At 60.1% G+C, this 19,148-nt stretch carries 16 protein-coding genes, 2 rRNA genes and 1 pseudogene; 10 read left to right on the forward strand and 9 right to left on the reverse strand.

What is annotated here, in order from left to right:
* A 23S ribosomal RNA gene (locus PMI27_RS0229050) occupies nt 1-303 on the forward strand; the annotation flags it as partial.
* Nucleotides 304-460: 157 nt separating this feature from the next.
* Nucleotides 461-576, forward strand: a 5S ribosomal RNA gene (gene rrf / locus PMI27_RS0229055).
* A gap of 73 nt (nt 577-649) precedes the next feature.
* On the opposite strand, the gene PMI27_RS26765 is transcribed toward rrf, so the two are convergent.
* The 4 genes from PMI27_RS26765 to PMI27_RS26750 form a co-directional block, all read right to left on the reverse strand.
* Entirely contained in the window at nt 650-1,078 is a 429-nt protein-coding gene (locus PMI27_RS26765; protein WP_008147926.1) for a hypothetical protein, read from the reverse strand.
* Between the two features lie 127 nt (nt 1,079-1,205).
* Complete coding sequence (locus PMI27_RS26760) at nt 1,206-1,619, reverse strand: VOC family protein (RefSeq protein ID WP_008147925.1); 414 nt, start codon at nt 1,617-1,619, stop codon at nt 1,206-1,208.
* Nucleotides 1,620-1,818: 199 nt separating this feature from the next.
* Nucleotides 1,819-2,421 carry a TetR/AcrR family transcriptional regulator gene (locus PMI27_RS26755; RefSeq protein WP_008147922.1) on the reverse strand — a complete coding sequence of 201 codons (603 nt, stop codon included), beginning with the start codon at nt 2,419-2,421 and terminating at the stop codon, nt 1,819-1,821.
* Nucleotides 2,408-3,259, reverse strand: a complete 852-nt coding sequence (locus PMI27_RS26750) for a 3-hydroxybutyryl-CoA dehydrogenase (RefSeq protein WP_008147920.1) — start codon at nt 3,257-3,259, stop codon at nt 2,408-2,410. Before PMI27_RS26750 ends, PMI27_RS26755 begins: the two co-directional genes overlap by 14 nt.
* Before the next feature lie 165 nt (nt 3,260-3,424).
* Between PMI27_RS26750 and PMI27_RS26745 the strand changes: the two genes are divergently transcribed.
* The gene (locus tag PMI27_RS26745) at nt 3,425-4,444 is read left to right on the forward strand and encodes an AraC family transcriptional regulator (protein ID WP_008147919.1); all 1,020 of its coding nucleotides are present in this window, start codon (nt 3,425-3,427) and stop codon (nt 4,442-4,444) included.
* Nucleotides 4,441-6,255, forward strand: a complete 1,815-nt coding sequence (locus PMI27_RS26740; protein ID WP_008147916.1) for an ABC transporter ATP-binding protein — start codon at nt 4,441-4,443, stop codon at nt 6,253-6,255. Before PMI27_RS26745 ends, PMI27_RS26740 begins: the two co-directional genes overlap by 4 nt.
* A 3-nt stretch (nt 6,256-6,258) precedes the next feature.
* Here the strand turns inward: PMI27_RS26740 and PMI27_RS26735 are convergent, their stop codons facing one another.
* The gene (locus PMI27_RS26735; protein ID WP_008147915.1) at nt 6,259-7,215 is read right to left on the reverse strand and encodes an alpha/beta hydrolase; all 957 of its coding nucleotides are present in this window, start codon (nt 7,213-7,215) and stop codon (nt 6,259-6,261) included.
* Nucleotides 7,216-7,307: 92 nt separating this feature from the next.
* Between PMI27_RS26735 and PMI27_RS31975 the strand changes: the two are divergent.
* Nucleotides 7,308-7,466: pseudogene (locus PMI27_RS31975) on the forward strand (deoxyribose-phosphate aldolase); the annotation flags it as partial.
* Here the strand turns inward: PMI27_RS31975 and PMI27_RS26730 are convergent.
* On the reverse strand, nt 7,467-8,465 hold the full coding sequence (locus PMI27_RS26730) for an NAD(P)H-quinone oxidoreductase (protein ID WP_008147913.1): 999 nt from the start codon (nt 8,463-8,465) through the stop codon (nt 7,467-7,469). It abuts the pseudogene before it with no gap.
* Entirely contained in the window at nt 8,434-9,726 is a 1,293-nt protein-coding gene (locus PMI27_RS26725) for a YbfB/YjiJ family MFS transporter (RefSeq protein WP_008147911.1), read from the reverse strand. Before PMI27_RS26725 ends, PMI27_RS26730 begins: the two co-directional genes overlap by 32 nt.
* A 110-nt stretch (nt 9,727-9,836) precedes the next feature.
* Here PMI27_RS26725 and PMI27_RS26720 point away from each other — a divergent pair, with 110 nt between their 5' ends.
* Nucleotides 9,837-10,712, forward strand: coding sequence for a LysR family transcriptional regulator (locus PMI27_RS26720; RefSeq protein WP_008147910.1), 876 nt, complete (start codon nt 9,837-9,839; stop codon nt 10,710-10,712).
* Between the two features lie 100 nt (nt 10,713-10,812).
* On the opposite strand, the gene PMI27_RS26715 is transcribed toward PMI27_RS26720, so the two are convergent.
* Nucleotides 10,813-11,535, reverse strand: a complete 723-nt coding sequence (locus tag PMI27_RS26715; protein WP_008147908.1) for a pirin family protein — start codon at nt 11,533-11,535, stop codon at nt 10,813-10,815.
* 347 nt (nt 11,536-11,882) lie between these two features.
* On the opposite strand from PMI27_RS26715, the gene PMI27_RS26710 reads away from it, so the two are divergent.
* On the forward strand, nt 11,883-12,833 hold the full coding sequence (locus PMI27_RS26710) for a GlxA family transcriptional regulator (protein WP_008147905.1): 951 nt from the start codon (nt 11,883-11,885) through the stop codon (nt 12,831-12,833).
* Between the two features lie 183 nt (nt 12,834-13,016).
* The gene (locus tag PMI27_RS26705; RefSeq protein ID WP_033053008.1) at nt 13,017-14,501 is read left to right on the forward strand and encodes an ATP-binding protein; all 1,485 of its coding nucleotides are present in this window, start codon (nt 13,017-13,019) and stop codon (nt 14,499-14,501) included.
* Here PMI27_RS26705 and PMI27_RS26700 read toward each other — a convergent pair.
* Nucleotides 14,466-17,270, reverse strand: coding sequence for an ATP-binding protein (locus tag PMI27_RS26700; protein ID WP_008147899.1), 2,805 nt, complete (start codon nt 17,268-17,270; stop codon nt 14,466-14,468). The two genes, PMI27_RS26705 and PMI27_RS26700, sit on opposite strands and share 36 nt — an antisense overlap.
* 284 nt (nt 17,271-17,554) lie before the next feature.
* On the opposite strand from PMI27_RS26700, the gene PMI27_RS26695 reads away from it, so the two are divergent.
* Together PMI27_RS26695 and PMI27_RS26690 are read left to right on the forward strand one after the other, a co-directional pair.
* Nucleotides 17,555-18,127 (forward strand): flavodoxin family protein, encoded by a 573-nt coding sequence (locus PMI27_RS26695; protein WP_008147897.1) that lies wholly within the window; start codon nt 17,555-17,557, stop codon nt 18,125-18,127.
* Between the two features lie 31 nt (nt 18,128-18,158).
* Nucleotides 18,159-18,983, forward strand: coding sequence for an alpha/beta fold hydrolase (locus tag PMI27_RS26690; RefSeq protein ID WP_008147895.1), 825 nt, complete (start codon nt 18,159-18,161; stop codon nt 18,981-18,983).
* Nucleotides 18,984-19,148: the final 165 nt, after the last annotated feature.

Consider the following 19,148-nt stretch of genomic DNA (forward strand, 5'->3'; position numbering starts at 1 on the left):
AGTTCGGTCCCTATCTGCCGTGGACGTTTGAGATTTGAGAGGGGCTGCTCCTAGTACGAGAGGACCGGAGTGGACGAACCTCTGGTGTTCCGGTTGTCACGCCAGTGGCATTGCCGGGTAGCTATGTTCGGAATAGATAACCGCTGAAAGCATCTAAGCGGGAAACTAGCCTCAAGATGAGATCTCACTGGGACCTTGAGTCCCCTGAAGGGCCGTCGAAGACTACGACGTTGATAGGTTGGGTGTGTAAGCGCTGTGAGGCGTTGAGCTAACCAATACTAATTGCCCGTGAGGCTTGACCATATAACACCCAAGCAATTTGACTACTCGAAAGAGCATCAGATTGCGGTGTGTGAAGACGAAATGAACCGAAAGTTCGAATCTCACAAAACACCGAAAGCTGTCACATACCCAATTTGCTGAAGCGAAGCCAGCTGGCTACGACTCAGTACCCGAATTTCTTGACGACCATAGAGCATTGGAACCACCTGATCCCATCCCGAACTCAGCAGTGAAACGATGCATCGCCGATGGTAGTGTGGGGTTTCCCCATGTGAGAGTAGGTCATCGTCAAGATTAAATTCCGAAACCCCTATCTGCGTATGCAGGTAGGGGTTTTGTTTTGCCCGCAGGAAAGTGCGAACGGACATTACCGGTACTTGATCACAATCCCTTTGAGTTTCCGACCTTCGATGGTTTTTACGTCGCGAGCCCACAGTGGACCATTGACATAGGCGCCCACCGGTTGGATATGGTCGTAGACCACAACCACGGCATCGCCGCCGAGCTTGGCGGATTCTTCGCGTAGTTTTTCTTCTACCTGAGTGATGGGAGGAGCTGGCTCGACGCTCGCGTCGATGACTACCTCACCCAATCGGACATGAGGGCGAAGAGGCTCGGTGCGCAGCACTACGACCTCGCTGGCGAGCGTCGGCGCAGGATGCTCCACGCCCACATAGGCAGTGGTCTGGGCGTCGACAGTGGCGCACCCACTCAGCGCGAGCAGAGTAGCGGTGAGCCCTCCAGCCAGCAGTGACAGTTTGAAACGAGTGGACCAAGGCACGTCATGGGCAGGCATAGTGGGGTTCCTCCGAACAATCCGCGGCTGTACGAGGTAGCGTGTTGACGGTAGCAGACAGTCCGGCAGTTGCCAGAAGCCCAACCTTTTCAGGTTGGGCTTTTTTCATGCCTTGAGAAAGTGAGTTTCACTGATCCTTTTCGCAGTTCACCATCCACGACACACCAAACCGATCAACCAGCATCCCGAAACGTGCTGCCCAGAACGTCGCTTCTAGTGGCATTTGTACGCTGCCGTCTTCCGACAATGCAGCGAAGATCCGTTCAGCCTCCGCAATGCTGTCGACATTCAGTGAAACCGAACAGCCGCTCATTTCGTCAGTAGGGCGATCAGGTGTTGTGTCCGAGCCCATGATCGCCTGATCGCCCACCACCAGGCGGGTGTGGATGATCAGGTTGTGGTAGTCCGCCGGAAAGTGCTCGCGCGCGGGGCTTTCGCCGAAGGTCATCATGACTTCGATTTGGCCTGGCAGGCTTTGGGCATAGAAGGTGAAGGCGGCTTTGCAGTCGCCATTGAAGATCAGGTAGGGATTGATTTTCATGCTTTGCTCCCGGTAACGAAGAAGCGGAGGGAGGCTGAATTCACCTCCGGCTCCGCAGTGATTGGGCTCCCATTAGCAAAGCGTTAGATGTCGTGATCGGCAGGAATTGTTTAGATGTTTTTTTTATTGAAGCGACGTGGCTTATGGCTTCCGGCGCCTAGGTGTCGATCCACGGTCACTGAGATATCGTCCTGGGCCCTCAAGCTACTGCGCGTGAAACCGAGGGGCGCAGCAAACGCTCGATGGCTCCACTGACCAGGTTTTCCAGCAGCTCATCTCGCTCCGCTTCACTCAGCGTGTGCTGCGCCAACCAGCTGGGCGCGCTGTTCAGCAAATTGGCGATGGCGTGCCCGGTGGCAAGTTGCGCCTGCTCGCTGAGACGAGGCCTTGTTCCGAGCATCAGCAGCAGTCGGCGCTCGTATTGCTCGCGAAGCTGCCGAACCCGTTCCTGTTGCTCTCCATTCAGGCAGCCGCTGTCACGCTCCGCCAGACGAAAATGCCAGGGCATCTCCTGATGCAGGTTCAAATGCGCTCGGATAAGGGCATGGAGTTTGTCACGTTTTGCCGGCGCCCTTTGCTCGATCCGCCCCAAGGTTGCCAACAGCTCTTCGTAGAACTCTTCGATCAGGTCGAGCAGCAAGTGCTGTTTGCTGGGGTAATGGTGATACAACGAGCCGGTAGCGAGCCCCAGGCAGGTCGCGAGTTCACGCATGCCGACCTGTCCGAAACCTTTGCAGGCGAACAGCTCCAGCACCTTGTCCCGGTACTCGGCAAAGCGCGAGCAACGCTCAGGCATAGGCATGGAAGCCACGCCCCGTTTTGCGCCCCAGATAACCGGCGGCGACCATTTCCTTGAGCAATGGAGCGGGGCGGTACTTGCTATCGTTGAAGCCGTCGTAGAAGGCTTCGAGGATCGCCAGCACGGTGTCCAGGCCGATCAGGTCCGCCAACGCCAACGGCCCGATCGGCTGATTGCAGCCCAAGCGCATGCCGGCGTCGATATCTTCGGCGCTGGCCAGGCCTTCCTGTAATACCAGGATCGCTTCGTTGATCATCGGCACCAGAATCCGGTTGACCACGAAACCCGGACGGTTGCCCGCGGTGATCGCGGTTTTACCGAGAGTAGTCGCCATGTCCAGCGCCAGGGCATGGGTGGCGTCGCTGGTTTGCAAACCGCGAATCACCTCGATCAGCCCCATCACCGGCACGGGGTTGAAGAAGTGCAGACCGATGAAACGCTCAGGCTGGCTCACGCTGGCAGCGAGTTGGGTGATGGACAGCGAAGATGTGTTGGAGGCAATCACGCAATCGTCGCTGACCTGCGCGGCGATCTGTTGCAGCACGCGCAGTTTCAGCTCGAGGTTTTCGGTCGCGGCTTCGATCACCAGTTGCACGTTCTGCAGGTTGCTGTAGTCGGTGCTGGTGCGGATCTTGTCGAGGGCGGCGAGCTTTTGCTCTTGCGTCAGCGTTTCCTTGGCGATCTGTCGATCGAGGTTTTTACTGACGGTTGCGACGGCCTTTTGCAGGGCGCTCTCGGAGATGTCGAGCAAGGTCACGTTAAAACCGGCCAAGGCGCAGACTTGCGCAATGCCATTGCCCATGGTGCCTGCGCCGATCACGCCAATGTTTTGCAGATTCATGTTCTGTCCTTCCGATCAAATCCCGCGATACCTTGGCCGCCGTAGTGGCCGAAGGCGTACTATTGGCCGCGAGTCTAGAGCCGGCAGGGCAGTTGTCCTATGCCGAAACTGTTCAACGGCACTGGTGTTTTTTGCCATTCGGGTGATGGGGAGAGAAGCGTTCACATGCGGGAAAAGGACTCGGTTTCCGCCTACTTCGTGCAGGCAATGATCCATGGGCTGGGAAATAATCCGCAACGTCAGAGGGCTGCACTTGAACAGGCCGGCATCGATCCGGCGTTGATGGAGCAGCCCACCGCGCGTGTACCGGCGAGTGCGTTTGCCGCGTTGTGGTTGATTCAGATCCGCGAGCTCAACGATGAGTTCTTCGGGCTCGACTCCCATGGTATGCCGCCGGGCGGTTTCGCCCTGATCTGCCGGGCATTGATTCAGGAACCTGACCTGCACAAAGCCATGCGCCAGTGCCTGGCCAATTTCGCGCTGTTCCTCCACGACTTTCGCGGCACGCTGACGGTGCGCGGAAAACGTGCGGTGATCAGCTTGCAAAACCACTCGCCAAACAGCGACGTCAGTCGTTTGGGCGAGGAGACGTTTCTGGTGTTGATGATCAGTCTGCTCTGCTGGCTGGGTGGGCGGCGCATCCCCATCGACCGCGCAGATTTTCGCCATGAGCGTGTGTCGCTCAGCGATGACCGTTTACTCTGGGGACCCAACCTGACCTTTGGCGCCGAGCGCACCGAAATCGAATTCGCCAGCCACTATCTGCGTCTGCCGGTGGTTCAGGATCTGGCCTCACTGAAAGTGTTTTTGCGCACCGCGCCGCAATGGCTGGTAATCCGTTTTCGTAATCAGCACGGCCTGGCGTCGCAGGTCCATCAGCGCCTGCGTAACAGCCATTACAGCCAATGGCCGACCTTGCAGGCCTTCGCCCTGGAACAGCACCTGAGCCCCAGCACCTTTCGCCGAAAACTGGAGCGGGAAGGGTGTTCGTATCAGGAGATCAAGGACGAGGTGCGGCGTGGCGTTGCGTTTGAGCAACTGCGTCATAGTCGTGCGAGCATCAGTGACATTGCCGAGCAACTTGGCTTTCAGGAGCCAAGCGCGTTTCATCGGGCGTTCAAGAAGTGGACGGGGGAAAGTCCGGGGCGGTATCGGGCGAGGTATCAGGGGGAGCTCACGGAGTGAACCCTGTTCTCGATCGTTTCACCTCGTTACTCGATCAGGCGAGACGCGCCTTGCTGCTGGTCTGGGCAACGTCTCGTGGACTGTTTCTGGGATTGGTGCTGGCGACGCTGATCGCCGGGGTCCTCCCGGCACTGGCCGCCTGGTTAGGCCAACGCATTGTCGATGCGGTCGTCACCGCCATGCAGTTGCACGCACAACAGGGCAGTGCGCCGTTGTGGCCGGTCGTGCGTTACGTGCTGTTTGAAGCGGGCGTGCTCGCGTTGCTGTCCGGGACTCAGCGGGCGCTGTCGGTCCAGCAATCGCTGTTGCGGGTGCAGTTAGGGCAGAAGGTCAACACGATGATTCTGGAGAAGGCCCAGACGTTGTCGCTGGTGCAGTTCGAGAATTCCGAGTTCTACGACAAACTGGTTCGGGTGCGCCGCGAAGCATCGACCCGGCCGTTGGCACTGGTGATGAAGTCGTTGGGGCTGATTCAGAACCTGATCGTGTTGATCAGCTTCGGTGTGTTGCTGGTGCATTTTTCGCCCTGGGCGCTGGTGCTGCTGGTGGTCGGCGCGTTGCCGGTGTTCTTCGCCGAAGCACATTTTTCCGGCGATGCTTTTCGATTGTTCACCCGTCGCGCGCCGGAGAGTCGACAACAGAATTACATCGAAACGCTCCTCTCTCACGAGGGCTACATCAAAGAGGTCAAACTGTTCGGCTTCGCGCCGCTGCTGTTGAAGCGTTATCGCGACACGTTCGCGCGGCTTTATGCCGAAGACCGGCGCCTGACACTACGTCGGGATGGCTGGGGATTTATCCTCGGTCTACTGGGCACCGGCGCGTTTTATCTGGCCTATGCCTGGGTCGTGGTCGATACCGTCCATGGCAACATCAGCCTCGGGCAGATGACCATGTACCTGGTGTTGTTCAAGCAGGGGCAGACGGCGGTAAGCAGCAGCTTGAGTGCTATCAGCGGTCTCTACGAGGATGGCCTTTACCTCTCCAGTCTTTATGAATACCTGGCCGAGCCTGTTGTGGCGGATACCGGCAACCTCACCGTGGGCGCCGTGCCCGGCGATGGCCTGCGTTTCGAAAACGTCGGCTTCCGTTATCCGGGCGCCAGTCGCGCCGCGCTGGAAGGCATCGATCTTCACCTTGTGCCCGGCCACAGTGTGGCGCTGGTGGGGGAGAACGGTTCGGGCAAGACCACGCTGATCAAATTGCTGACGCGGCTGTACCGTCCTGATCAGGGCCGTATCCTGCTGGACGGCAGCGATCTGCAAGCGTGGGAAGAAGACGCGCTGCGGCGGCGCATCGGGGTGATTTTTCAGGACTACATCCGCTACCAATTCTCCGTTGGCGAGAACATCGGCGTCGGTGACACCCTGGCGTTCAACGATGAACAGCGCTGGCAGGAGGCCGCCACCGAGGGCATGGCCGCACCCTTTATCGAGGGGCTGGATCGAGGGTATGCCACGCAATTGGGGCGGTGGTTCGCCGGGGGGCAGGAGCTGTCTGGCGGGCAATGGCAGAAGATCGCGTTGTCGCGCGCCTACATGCGGCGCAACGCCGATATCCTGATTCTGGATGAGCCGACCTCTGCACTCGACCCGGCGGCAGAAGCGGCGGTATTCGAGCATTTCAGTGAGCACACCGAAGGCCGCATGACGTTGCTGATCTCTCACCGGTTTTCCAGCGTGCGCAATGCGGACCACATCATCGTGCTGGAGCAGGGCGCGATCCTTGAGCGGGGCGATCACGACAGTCTGGTGGCCGCGGGCGGGCGCTATGCGCAGTTGTTTGATTTGCAGGCCCGCGGTTACCGATAGACCTCAAGACTCCCGGGAAACCCGAACCACGGCCGGCCCGGCCATTTGTGTTGGTTTTGTTTTCATCAAGCCGTCGAGTGCCTGGCGATACTGGGTGCCGCCCTGGCTCATGCTGTTGTTGTGTGTACCACCGGGCACCAATAACAGGTGCTTGGGTTCGTTGGCGGCATTGAACAACTGCTGGCTGAATCGCGAGGGCATGAACGGGTCGGCCAGGCCATGGACCACCAGCAACGGCATGTTGATGTCGACGATCTTGTCGATGGAATCGAATTTCTGCGACAGCAGCCAGCGCACCGGCAACCATTTCACCGGCAGGTTGCTGTCGGCCACTTGCGCCACGGCATCGCCCAACGAGGTGAAGGTGGACTCGATCACCAAACCACGCACCGGCACCACGCCATGCTCCTTTTTCGCCTGTGCGGCCAGGTCTGCCGCCAGGTCGATAGCCACCGCGCCACCCAGGGAATGGCCGTAGATCAGGCGCTTGTTGGCGTCCGGTTGCATCTTGGTGAAGCGCTCCCAGGCGGCTCGCGCGTCTTCGTAAACACTGGCTTCTGACGGCAGATCCCCCTTGCTCTGGCCAAACCCGCGGTAGTCGATGGCCAGCACCGAATAGCCCATGGCGCGCAATTGCTCGATGCGGAACGCCTGGCCCGTCAGGTTCCAGCGCACGCCATGCAAGTAGAGGATCGACGGCGCATCGCGACGTGCGGCCGGCCACCACCAGGCATGCAGGCTTTGCCCGGCCTTGAAGCTGGCGGGCTTGATGTCGAATTCCTGAACGTCCTGCGGCAGACCGCGATACCAACCAGCGTTGCCCGGCTCGATGCGGAACAGCAACTCGCGTTCTGTGTATTTGAGTACCCCGCAACTCGCTGGCAGACCGATGATCAGCGCGGCCATGCCCAGCAGCGGCAGCCAGCGTCGGCCCAAGCGGCTCATCAGGTTAGAAAACATGCGGTGGTCCGGAGGATCAAAAGGAAAGCTCGGGTTTTAACAGAAGTGTGGCGAAGGCGGGGATATATTCGACAGTCGTATGAATGGCCCGGCGCCGCACCGTCGGCGCGCTTATTGGGGTCAAGGCTTCCGGTGGCGTACGCGATGACCCGACTGCACTGGCGATGATCGAGGCCGGCGCCACGCGACTGGGCACCAGCTCGGGCATCGCGATCATCAGCGGCGCCCAAGCGGCGGGAGAGGACTACTGATCAGTCCACCCGCAAGACAATCTTGCCGATGTGATCACCCGCTTCCATCCGGGAATGAGCTAGCGACGCGTCGGTCAATGGATAGACCTTGTCGATCATCGGCAGGCAACGCCCGGCGGCGAGTACGGGCCAGACGTACTCGTGCAACTGTTCGGCGATCGAGGCTTTTTCTTCGCGGGTGCGCGCGCGCATCAGTGAGCCAGTGATCGTCGCGCGTTTGCCCAGGATCGCCAGCAGGTCGACGTCTTTGGCGTGGGCGCCACCGAGAAAGCCCAGCATCACCAGCCGACCGTCCATACCCAACGCCGCGATATTCTGATTCAAGTACGAACCGCCCATGATGTCGAGGATGACATTGACGCCCTTGCCGGCGGTTCTTTCCCGGATGACCTGGACGAAGTCCTGATCGCGATAGTTGATCGCCTCGGCCCCCAACGTGCGGATTGCTGCACATTTTTCTTCACTGCCCGCCGTGGCGAATGCCTTGATGCCAAACTCGCGACACAACATCAGTGCGGTGGTGCCGATGCCACTGGTGCCGCCGTGAATTAATGCGCGCTGGCCTTTGCTGGCGCCGCCCATGTCGAACAGATTGGCCCACACCGTGAAGAAAGTTTCTGGCACCGCCGCGGCGTGCACCCAATCCATCCCTTCAGGAATCGGCAACGTCTGGCTGGCCGGTGCAACGCAATATTGCGCATATCCGCCACCGTTGGTCAGTGCACAGACGTTATCGCCGACGATGAATTCGTTGACGCCAGCGCCGATCGCCACCACTTCACCGGCCACTTCCAGACCAGGAACCGGACTCATGCCGGGTTTCATCGGGTACTTGCCGGCGCGTTGAATCACATCGGGGCGGTTGACCCCGGCAGCATGCACGCGAATCAGCACTTCGCCTGCACCTGCGGTCGGGACCGGTTCCTGGCGCGGCTTCAAAACCTCCGGGCCACCGGGTTCGGTGATTTCAATCAGGGTCATGGTTTGGGGCAGATTCATGTCGGCGTCCTGTTGTGAAGGTGTTCAGTAATTGGGACCGCGTCTTGGCGGGGAAAATCACCGCCGTTAGCTGATCGCGACGATTCAACAAACGCATCCCCAGTTCCAGTAACAGTGCGACCACAATGGCGCCGGCTGCAATGACAAACAACAACGCGTGATCGCCGCCGCTGGCGTTGAACAACGCCGAATACGCATACCCGGCGATGGCCTGAAACGTAGCGAACGAAACCGTCGCGCGGCTCCAGGCAAGTTGCTGTTGATGATGCTGTGGGACCAGTTCGTGAACCCGTGCCAGTGCCAGTGGGACAATGCCTGGCGGGAATGAGCCGAGGATCACCGCCAGCAGGGCCAGCACTGCAAAAGAACTCGATATCGAAAGCAGGCCGACGGCAATCGCTTGCACCACCAGCACCAGCCGAATGCTTTGTTTCGCGCCCAGTTGATCGGCCAGAAAGCCATAACTGACCGGCCCGATAATCGCGCCAAGGCCATACATCACCCAGATCAGTGCACCGATGTGCGAGCCGGCACTGAGCCCGCGGGCCACGTAATCCACCAGGAACACCATCGCGGGCACGAGTCCGGCGGCCATGAACGCGTATTGGGCGAACAACAGGTACACGCGCGAGTCGGTCGGTGTCGACGAAGTGTTATCCGGCGTCATGGCGGTCGCGTGGTGAGAGTCGGATGGCCAGCCGAACCAGCTCGCAATGGTCAGCATCAGCGAAAGAAGGCCAAGGCCAAACCAGGTGTGCTGCAAGCCAAGGCTCAGTAACGGTGGAACAATCGTCCCCGACCCGGCGATGCCCAGGCCGATGCCCAGAAAAATCGCACCGCTGGCCAAGCCTCTGCGGGACGCCGGCACATGGGGCAGCACCGTTGCAGCCACCAGCACCATGATTGCGCCACCGGCAACGCCGGACAGCAGGCGCCAGCCGAAGAACCAGCCCACCGACAACGGAAAACCACAGGCGAAAAACGACAAGGTCACGGCAAACATCATCAGACGCAGGGCCGTTGTATTGGAGGTGCGTTGGGCCAAAGGGTGGCCGATCAGCGCGCCGATCAGATAGCCGACCAGGTTGGCGGCACCGAGGTAGACCACGTCGCTGGCCGAAAACCAGTGCGCCTGGATCAATGAGGGGATCAACGGCGTATAAGCAAACCGCGCCAGGCCAATGCTGACCAGGCTGGCGCAGAGCCCGGCGAAGATCGGCAGCCAGATCGCATTGCGCGGGGTGGGCGAGGTGCTGTGCATGATAACGGTCCTGTAAGTTTTGCTGGCCTCCAGCCTATCGTGGTTTATCAATGCAATAACGCAGCGATTTCGCGCTAGAGTGATGCATCTATGCATCAGCTGGGGGCCGTATGAATTGGGATGACGCGCGGGTGTTTCTGGCGGTGTGCCGAGAGTCGACGCTAAGGGGCGCGGCGCGGGTGCTGGGTGTCGATCAGGCTACGGTCGGTCGGCGGATCACGGCCCTGGAAAAATCCTTGAGTGCCACGCTATTCCTGCGCACCTCCGAGGGTTATGCGTTGACGGCTGTCGGCGAAGCCGCGTTGAGGGCGGTGGAAAAAATGGAGCATTCAGCACTCGAACTGGAGCGCCGGATTCAAGGTCTCGACGATCGACTGACCGGGCTGGTAAGGGTCAGCACCACGGACTCCCTGGCCATCGACTTCCTGATCCCGGCGATTGCTCGCCTGCATCAACAGCACCCCGACGTGCGCGTGCAACTGGACGCCTCGACACAGATTCTCAGCCTGTCCAAACGTGAAGCCGATATTGCCGTGCGCAATACCCGGCCGGACAACCCGGACCTGATCGCACGACGCATCGCCCGCTGGCCGGTGGGTCTTTTCGCGTCTCAAGCGTATGTCGATGCCCACGGCGTGCCGCTGCCGGGCTCGGCGTTTGAGGGGCATGATCTGGTGGTGTATCAGCCGTATCTGCAAGGCAACAAAGACATGACTCTGGTCTCGGAACCGCTGGGTCGCGGGCGCATTGTTTCGAGCCTGAGTTCCAGTCTGCTGGTGCGCCGATCCATTGCCGCGGGGATCGGGCTCGGGGAAATTCCGGTGTACATGGGGGAGAGGGACGGGCTGATCAGGTTGTGGCCGGAGCGCACACGACCCGTGCCGTATGACGTGTGGCTGGTGACCCACGCAGACCTGCGGCATACCGCCAGAGTCCGTGTAGTGATTGATGAAATTGTCGCGGTGTTTTCTGGTTCTCGGGACTAAAGCTAAAGATCGCAGCCTCGTTTCACTCGACAGCTCCTACAGGTGCACGCAAATCCCTGTAGGAGCTGTCGAGTGAAACGAGGCTGCGATCTCTTGATCTTTATGGCATTTCCGGCAGTTCTTGCGGCCGTAGGTCAAAGATCAATACCTCGGCATCGACGCCGTTGCTCAAGGTCAGCACCTGTTCATCGCGAACCCGCACGCCATCGCCTTCCTGCAACGGCACGCCGTTGAGCTCGACATTGCCGCGGGCCACATGCACATAGGCATAGCGGTTCGTGGCCAATTCCAGAGCAGCGCTTTCCTTACCGTCGATCAGCGCCGCATACACCCGTGCATCCTGACGCACCTTCAGCGAACCTTTCTCCCCGTCGGGGGAAATGATCAGTTGCAGACGGCCGCGTTTCTTTTGCGTGCTGAAATGCTCTTGTTGATAACGCGGTTTGGCGCCGCTGATGTCCGGCACGATCCAGATTTGCAGGAAGTGCACCGGCCGGGTGGTCGAGTGGTTGTATTCGCTGTGCGCCACGCCGCTGCCGGCGCTCATCAACTGCACGTCACCGGGGCGGATCACCGAGCCAGTGCCCAGGGTGTCTTTGTGTTCCAAAGCACCTTCGAGCACATAAGAGAAAATCTCCATGTCGCGATGTGGGTGCTGGCCGAAACCTTTACCGGCGGCAACCCGGTCATCGTTGATCACCAGCAGGTCGGAAAAACCCTGCTCTTTCGGGTTGCGATAGTTGGCGAAGGAAAAGGTATGGAACGACTTCAACCAACCGTGATTGGCCGCGCCACGATCCGAAGCTTTGCGAAGGGTCAGCATGATGAAATCTCCTGTGGGGACGTTGATTCGTCCGACTGAGGAGAAGGTTAATGGTTACTGGTTGGTGCAATAAGTAGGTTGAAATTGAAATACTGTCTCGTTGAGGTTGACAGTAATCGACAGGCGATCACGTATTCTTCTCCGGCGTTGAATGCCACATTTGGCCATAATGCGCAGCATTCCTCTGATGCCGGGCACAAGACTTGTGGGAGCGAGCCTGCTCGCGAAGGCGGCGTCACATCCAACACTGTTGGTGACTGATAGATCGCTTTCGCGAGCAGGCTCGCTCCCACAGGGGGGTGGTGTTTGGCAGATGGATTTTCTTTTGACTTCAGTGATTTGAACCCATGAAAACCGTGGCTATGGTGTTGTTCCCGGACTTTCTCCTGCTGGACATGGCAGGCCCGATGGAAGTGTTTTCCATCGCCAATCGATATCTGGCACCGGATGATCGTTACGAACTGTCGACCATCGGCACCGAACATGGCGCACTGCGTGCTTCCAACGGCGTCAGCGTCCAGGCCGATTTGCACATCGATCAGGCGGATCAGGCGTTTGACCTGTTGCTGGTGCCGGGCGGTCCGGGTGCCTACAACGAAAACCATCCACCGTTGTTGTGTTGGCTCAAAGCCGCGGTCGGTCGCGCCGAGCGATACGGCTCGATCTGCACCGGCGCGTTCGTGCTGGGCCATGCCGGTTTGCTGGACGGTTATCGCGTGACCACCCATTGGCATTACACCGAACGACTGATCAAAGGTTTCCCGAAGGCTACCGTCGAGACCGATCAGATTTACGTGCAGGACCGCAACCTCATCACCTCCGGCGGCGTCACTGCCGGCATCGACCTGGCACTGTCGGTGGTCACCGAAGACCATGGCAAGAAAGTCGCCCAGGACGTCGCCAAGGTACTGCTGGTGGTCATGAAGCGGCAGGGTGGGCAGGCGCAATTCAGCCCGTTGATGGCCGCTGTCGCACCGCAGGAAACGCCGATCACTCGCGTGCAGAACTATGTGCTCGAACATCTCGATGAAGCATTCAGCATCGAACGCATGGCCAGCCTCGCGAACATGAGCGCGCGGCACTTCGCCCGGATGTTTGCTCGGGAAGTGAACATGACGCCCATGGAATTTCTGCAAAGTGCGCGTATCGACAGCGCCAGGAATTTGCTGGAAACCAGCGACTTGCCACTCAAGACAGTGGCGTTCAAAAGTGGCTTCGGCAGCGTACGGCACATGCGTTTTCTGTTCAGTGAAAAGCTTGGTTTGACGCCAACCCAATACCGCGAACAGTTCAGCTAGAGCCTTCTTGTCCGTTATGCGCACCGTGATGGCTGTGACGCTCCCTCCGTGGCAGTTGTACCGTCACTGATGCCTGCCAAGATACCCTGAACGCTTTGCAATGGAGGTGCGGGAGCCTGAAAGGCGGGTGCAAGGGATGTTGCTGCACTGTGAGCCGGGTCAGGTTTCTGCACGTGAATGTGCATGAACAGCCTCAGAGATTTAAACAGCGATGCGGTGCTGCGATTCGGCCTCTATGCATTCCACCTGCGGCAACGGCTGATCCTTGAAGGTGATCGACCGCTGCGCATGGGCGGTCGGGCACTGGATATCCTCCAGGTGCTGGTCGAGCGCGCCGGCAACGTGGTCAGCAAGGACGAACTGATTGCTCACGTCTGGCCGACGTCCGTGGTTGAGGAAATCAACCTGCGCGTGCACATTGCAGCCCTGCGTCGGGCGCTTGGCGACGGGCAGAATGGCCAGCGCTACATCGTCAACATTCCCCAGCTCGGTTACAGTTTTGTCGCCCCGGTGCAGCATGCGTCCGCGGGCACGCGGCTTTTGATCGAGACCGTGCAAAAACATCAGCACAACCTGCCCGCACGACTCACGCCGGTGACCGGTCGGGATTCGCTGGTCGGCAGCCTGGTCCGGCAGTTGCCGGTCCGTCGTCTCATGACGCTGGTCGGCCCCGGCGGCGTCGGCAAAACCACGGTGGCGTTGCGTGTCGCCGAACTGTTGTTGCAGCACTATGAAGAGGGTGTGTGGCTGGTTGATTTCGCTGCGATCGATGACCCCGCGCGAGTGGTCGATCATCTGATCCAGACCCTTGAACGGGAGATCGGCACGACGCTGGAGGTACTGACAAACTGGCACGCATTGCTGGTGCTGGACAACTGCGAACACCTGCTGGAACGCTGTCGAACCCTGGTCGAGGATTTGCTGATGTCGGCGCCTCGGCTGTCCATTCTGGTGACCAGCCGCGAGCCTTTGCAGGCAGCGGGGGAAACGGTTCAGCGTGTTCCGTCTCTGGCGGTGCCGCCCGCGTCGGCGTTGCACAGTGTTGCTGAAACCATGGGGTATTCGGCGGTGCAGCTGTTCGTCAGTCGTGCCCGAACCCGTCAACAAGGGTTTGCCTTGCGCGAACAAGACCTCAAGGCGGTTCGTGAAATCTGTCGGCGGCTCGACGGTTTGCCACTGGCCATTGAACTGGCTGCGGCGCAGATCCATGCGCTGGCGTTGGTCGGTTTGCAAGCTCAGCTGGATAACTGTCTTCAGCTGCTGACCCAAGGCCGGCGCACGGCGGTGCCCCGACATCAGACGCTCAAAGCTGCCCTGGACTGGAGCTATGAACGGCTGAGCCTGCGGGAACAAACCGTGTTGCAGCGCCTGTCGGTGTTCAAAATGTCCTTCACCCTCGATGCCGCGATTGGTGTGTGCAGTTGCGTGGAGCTGAAGCCCGATCAACTGGTGGCACTGGTGAAGCGATTGGTCGCCAAATCGTTGCTCTCGATGGATCAGGTCAACGGCACGACCCGTTATCGCTTTCTCAACACCACGCGCACCTATGCCCTTGAGAAGCTCGAACACAGCGGCCACCTGCGGGCGTTTGAGCAGCGCTATTCGCATTACATCAGTCGGGCGCGCTGGGTCTCAGGCGTGCAGTTGCCCATGGAGCTCGTCGAGTAATCGACGGACTTTGCTCAGGTCCGGTGTAGAAAATCCCTCGGTGAACCGATTGTAGATCGGCGCCAGCAGCTCATGAGCTTGCTGATACAGGCCCTGACGCTGCCAAAGTTGCGCCAGCGAGGTGGCGCTGCGCAGTTCCCAAGCCAGGGCGCCCTGATGTTTTGCCACGTTCAATGCCCTGATCAGCACGGCCTCGGCCGCTTCGGTTTTCAGCGGGCAATCCTCGGCCAGCAGCGCATCAGCCCGGGCCCGCAGTACTTCCGCCGTGCTCCAGCCGGCCGTACCCGTGTCGGCCCGTTGCAACAGGGCGTCATCGACGAAACTGCCATCCAGCGTGACCATGATGTCCTTGATCAGCCCCACGCCTGGCTGAAGAGGCAAGTGTGCCTCGGCGCTGTCGATCACCTGCGCATAGTGCCGGGCCCAGGTGTAGAACAGCAGCACCGAGTGTTTCTGTGCTTGGTCCAGCAGCTGGCGTAAGAGTTCACGAGCCGTTCGGGTATCGCCGTTGTAGTGAGCGATCAGGCAACCGGCCAGCGCCAGGGTGTAGCAGATGGACGTGCCGTGGTTGATCTGGGTCGCAATGTCCAGCGCTTGCCGGGCGGTGCGCCAGGCTTGTTCCGGTTGCCCTTGCAACCAGAGGATGCGCGCCAGAATCGTCAGGGCGGCGACGCTCTGGTCGTAGTGCACGCCAAAACCGTAGGTGAAGCGGTTGAGGTGGCCGCTCTGGGCCATGCGCTGAAGCACCTGCTCGGCATTCATCCGCGCCTGCTGCTGGTCCCCGGCAAAGTGCAATGCCAGCCCCCGCAAGCGATGCGTGCTGAGGGACAACACCGGATCGCCGTGCAGCCCCAACCGATCGAATTGCCGGCTCTGTTCCAGGGCCATTTGATAATTGGCGCAACAGAGGTTGACCGCCATGTGCCCGGACACCGCCCGCAACTGACCGGCCAAATCGTTGCAATGCTTGGCCAGGATTCTGGCGCTGACGAATGCATCGACGGTTTCCGTCGTGCTCACCTGAGTGTGATAACAGGCGCTGCCAAGGGCGAGATGCAGGGCTATTTTCAGCTGCGGGCAGGGATCGGACGTTGCATCGAGCAGTGACAGCGCCTTGCGCACGTACACGCCATGCTCCTTGAGCAGCGACAGTTCCTGCCACAGCGGCGTGGAAGCTGCCGTCAGGCGGATCGCCAATGCCTGCGGTCCTTGCGCGTTAAAGCACCAGTCGAGAGCCGAACGAATGTCTTCCAGACTGCGGGCGTAACGCTCGATCCACGTGCCTGTCGGGATCAGCTCCCAGTCGTGCTGGGCCTGATTCATCAACGCCAGGCAGCGCTTGGCGTGACGTTCCCGGGTATCGGGCAGGTCGGCGGCCTGGTCGAGTTTCTCCAGGGCATAGCTGCGGGTGGTATCGAGCAATCGGTAAAACACTTCTTCGTCACCCACCTCCACGTTCAGCAGCGATTTGGCCACCAGTTGCGTGATCGAGCCAAACACTGCTTGCGGTTCGATGTGTTCGCCGACGATCACCGCCGCCGCCGATTCCAGGGTGAATCCGCCCCTGAACACACCCAGTCGGCGCAGGCAGGTTTGTTCGCAGGCATTCAGCAGCTCGAAGCTCCAGTCCAGTGTGGCGCGCAGGGTTTGGTGTCGGCCCAGCGTGGTCTGACAACCCTGGGTGAGCAGGCGAAAACTGCCTTGGAGTTGGGTCAGTAATCCGCTCAATCCGAGGCTGCTGACTTGCGCGGCCGCCAATTCGATCGCCAATGGAATACCGTCCAGACGCCGGCAGATTTCAATTGCCAGCGGCAGTTCGTCATCGGTCAGTTCGAAGCTGTCGTGGCTGGCCATCGCCCGTTCGACGAACAACTGCAGGGCGGAAAAGGTCAGGGCCTGAGCGCGGTCTGGCACGGCAATGGGGGGAGGGCAGTCCAGCGACTCCAGGCGCTGGACACATTCACCTTCGGCCCGCAGGCTCTCACGGCTGGTGGCCAGAATGTGCACCTCTGGCGCGGCGCGCAGGAGGCTCTCGCTCAGCAATGCGATGGCATCGACCAGGTGTTCGCAGTTGTCGATCACCAGCAGCATCTGCCGGTCGCGCAAAAACGCGGCGAGGCCGCTCATCGGCTCGGCGTCGTGCAAGGACAGTTCGAGCAATGTCGCCAGGTGAACGGTGATCATCGCCGGATCATTGATCGGCGCCAGGTCCAGCAGGCGAATGCCATCCCGGTAACGCCCGATCAATTGTTCGGCGACACGCAGGGCCACGGTGGTTTTGCCGATCCCGCCGGGGCCGACCAGGGTAATGAAACGCTGGCGTGACAGCTGGACCACCAGGCTATCGACGAGAGACTGGCGGCCGATCATGCGGGTTCGACGAACGGGCAGGTTGTGGCCACTCGGCACGGATGCTGCGCTCCCTGGAGGATGCTCGATGTGCTCCAGCGAATACGGCGCCACAAAGCTGTACCCACGCTGCGCCACGGTGATGATGTAACGCTGGCCGGCCTGTCCGTCGCCGAGGGCCTTGCGCAAGGCGGCCATGTGCACCCGCAGGTTGATGTCTTCCACCACGCTTTTGGGCCAGACCCCGGCGATCAGCGTTTGTTTGCTGACCACCTCTCCGGCGTGTTCCAAAAGGATCAACAGAATGTCCATGGCACGCCGGCCCAGGCGCAGGGGCTGGTCGGCCTCCATGACCAGACGTTGTCCGGGATAGATCCGGTAGGGGCCGAAATGGATGGCTTGGTCGGGGGGAAGGGTCAACGTGTCACTCCTGCTTACCGCCGTCTGGTACGCGGTTTTCGAGCATATTCGTCAGGTTTTTACGGCAACGCAATGCGCTGGCCGGATGACTCTGCGGTGTCTGCCTGGACTGCTGGTTCTCCGCCCTTGTTCATGGGTTCCGTAATTATTGGGCGCGACGGTCTTGAAGGTATCGCTGAGGCTTTTGGCGCACCAGGGAAAATTAACAACGTTTAACTCGTCCTGCGTCCGGTCTACGCCCAAAACTCTCCTACAGGGATTAAACATGTCAAGAGGACGCCGGAATGAGCAGCGTGGTGGTGGTCTATCACAGTGGCTATGGGCACACCCGTGTCATGGCCGAAGCCGTGGCCCAAGGCGTGGAACGGCACGGCAGTACCTGCCGGCTGATTTCGGTCGAGGACGTGGACCGGCACTGGGACCATTTGCACAACGCCGACGCAATCATCTTCGGCGCGCCGACCTACATGGGTAGCGCCTCGGCACCCTTCAAGGGGTTCATGGACGCCACGGCGGCGTTCTACCTGGCCCAACCCTGGCGCGACAAACTGGCGGCCGGCTTCACCAATTCCGGCTGCCTGTGCGGCGACAAACTCAACACCTTGCTGCAGATGGCAGTGTTCGCCGCGCAGCATTCAATGATCTGGGTTGGCCTCGACATGCTGCCGGCGCGTTCGAGCACGGGCGTGTTCGATGGGCAAATGAATCGCCTGGGCAGCTCGCTCGGCGCCATGGCGCAGTCGAATGTCGAACAGTCCCCCGAACGCGCACCGCCCCCCGAAGACCGCTGCACCGCCGCCCATCTGGGCGAGCGAGTAGCGCGGCTGGCTGAACGCATGAGCCACTCACCGGTTTGATTCACCCCAACACTCACTAAGGAGACAACGCATGAGTACGTTCACGACCCGAGACGGCACCGAGATTTATTACAAGGACTGGGGCACCGGTCAGCCTATTGTCTTCAGCCACGGCTGGCCGTTGAACGCCGACAGCTGGGAGTCGCAGATGATCTTCCTGGCCGCCAAAGGCTACCGGGTGATCGCCCATGATCGCCGCGGTCATGGCCGCTCCAGCCAGCCGTGGACCGGCAACGACATGGACACCTACGCCGATGATCTGGCGCAGTTGATCGAGTGGCTGGACCTCAAAGACGCCGTGCTGTTCGGCTTCTCCACCGGCGGCGGCGAAGTGGCGCGCTACATTGGTCGCCACGGTACCGACCGCGTGGCCAAGGCCGGGCTGATTTCTTCGGTGCCGCCGCTGATGCTCAAGACTGAAGCCAACCCTGGCGGCCTGCCGATCGAGGTGTTTGACGGCATTCGCAAGGCATCCCTGGCCGACCGTTCGCAGCTCTACATCGACCTCGCCAGCGGTCCGTTCTTCGGCTTCAACAAACCGGACGCCAAGCCATCCCAGGGCATGATCGACTGGTTCTGGATGCAAGGCATGACCTCCGGCCACAAGAACGCTTATGACTGCATCAAGGCGTTCTCCGAAACCGACTTCACCGAAGACCTGAAGAAGTTCGACATTCCGACGCTGGTGGTGCATGGCGATGCTGACCAGGTAGTGCCGATCGAAGCGTCGGGCATTGCATCTGCAAAACTGGTGAAAGGATCTACGTTGAAGATCTACCCCGGCGCCCCTCATGGCTTGACTGATACCCACAAGGATCAGCTCAACGCCGATCTGCTGGCGTTTTTGAAGGACTAAGCGTTAATCCCTAGCCCCCCGATCCTATGTCATGGAAGCTCTGTAGCAGCTGTCGAGCCCCGGCGAGGCTGCGTTCGACTGCGAAGCAGTCGCAAAATGCGAGAGCGCGGCCTGCCTGAAACACCGGGGGGCTGAGTTCACGACTGCTTCGCAGTCGAACGCAGC

Origin of the sequence: Pseudomonas sp. GM41(2012) (assembly GCF_000282315.2) — a bacterium.
GTDB lineage: Bacteria > Pseudomonadota > Gammaproteobacteria > Pseudomonadales > Pseudomonadaceae > Aquipseudomonas.

Bases quoted from the DNA above. Each gene is read 5' to 3' on its own strand.
- PMI27_RS26710 (WP_008147905.1), top strand. From the start codon at position 11,883: ATGAAAACCGTGGCTATGGTGTTGTTCCCGGACTTTCTCCTGCTGGAC.
- PMI27_RS26750 (WP_008147920.1), bottom strand. From the start codon at position 3,259: ATGAATCTGCAAAACATTGGCGTGATCGGCGCAGGCACCATGGGCAAT.
- PMI27_RS26765 (WP_008147926.1), bottom strand. From the start codon at position 1,078: ATGCCTGCCCATGACGTGCCTTGGTCCACTCGTTTCAAACTGTCACTG.
- PMI27_RS26720 (WP_008147910.1), top strand. From the start codon at position 9,837: ATGAATTGGGATGACGCGCGGGTGTTTCTGGCGGTGTGCCGAGAGTCG.
- PMI27_RS26715 (WP_008147908.1), bottom strand. From the start codon at position 11,535: ATGCTGACCCTTCGCAAAGCTTCGGATCGTGGCGCGGCCAATCACGGT.
- PMI27_RS26705 (WP_033053008.1), top strand. From the start codon at position 13,017: ATGAACAGCCTCAGAGATTTAAACAGCGATGCGGTGCTGCGATTCGGC.
- PMI27_RS26735 (WP_008147915.1), bottom strand. From the start codon at position 7,215: ATGTTTTCTAACCTGATGAGCCGCTTGGGCCGACGCTGGCTGCCGCTG.
- PMI27_RS26730 (WP_008147913.1), bottom strand. From the start codon at position 8,465: ATGAATCTGCCCCAAACCATGACCCTGATTGAAATCACCGAACCCGGT.
- PMI27_RS26755 (WP_008147922.1), bottom strand. From the start codon at position 2,421: ATGCCTATGCCTGAGCGTTGCTCGCGCTTTGCCGAGTACCGGGACAAG.
- PMI27_RS26725 (WP_008147911.1), bottom strand. From the start codon at position 9,726: ATGCACAGCACCTCGCCCACCCCGCGCAATGCGATCTGGCTGCCGATC.
- PMI27_RS26690 (WP_008147895.1), top strand. From the start codon at position 18,159: ATGAGTACGTTCACGACCCGAGACGGCACCGAGATTTATTACAAGGAC.
- PMI27_RS26760 (WP_008147925.1), bottom strand. From the start codon at position 1,619: ATGAAAATCAATCCCTACCTGATCTTCAATGGCGACTGCAAAGCCGCC.
- PMI27_RS26745 (WP_008147919.1), top strand. From the start codon at position 3,425: ATGCGGGAAAAGGACTCGGTTTCCGCCTACTTCGTGCAGGCAATGATC.
- PMI27_RS26695 (WP_008147897.1), top strand. From the start codon at position 17,555: ATGAGCAGCGTGGTGGTGGTCTATCACAGTGGCTATGGGCACACCCGT.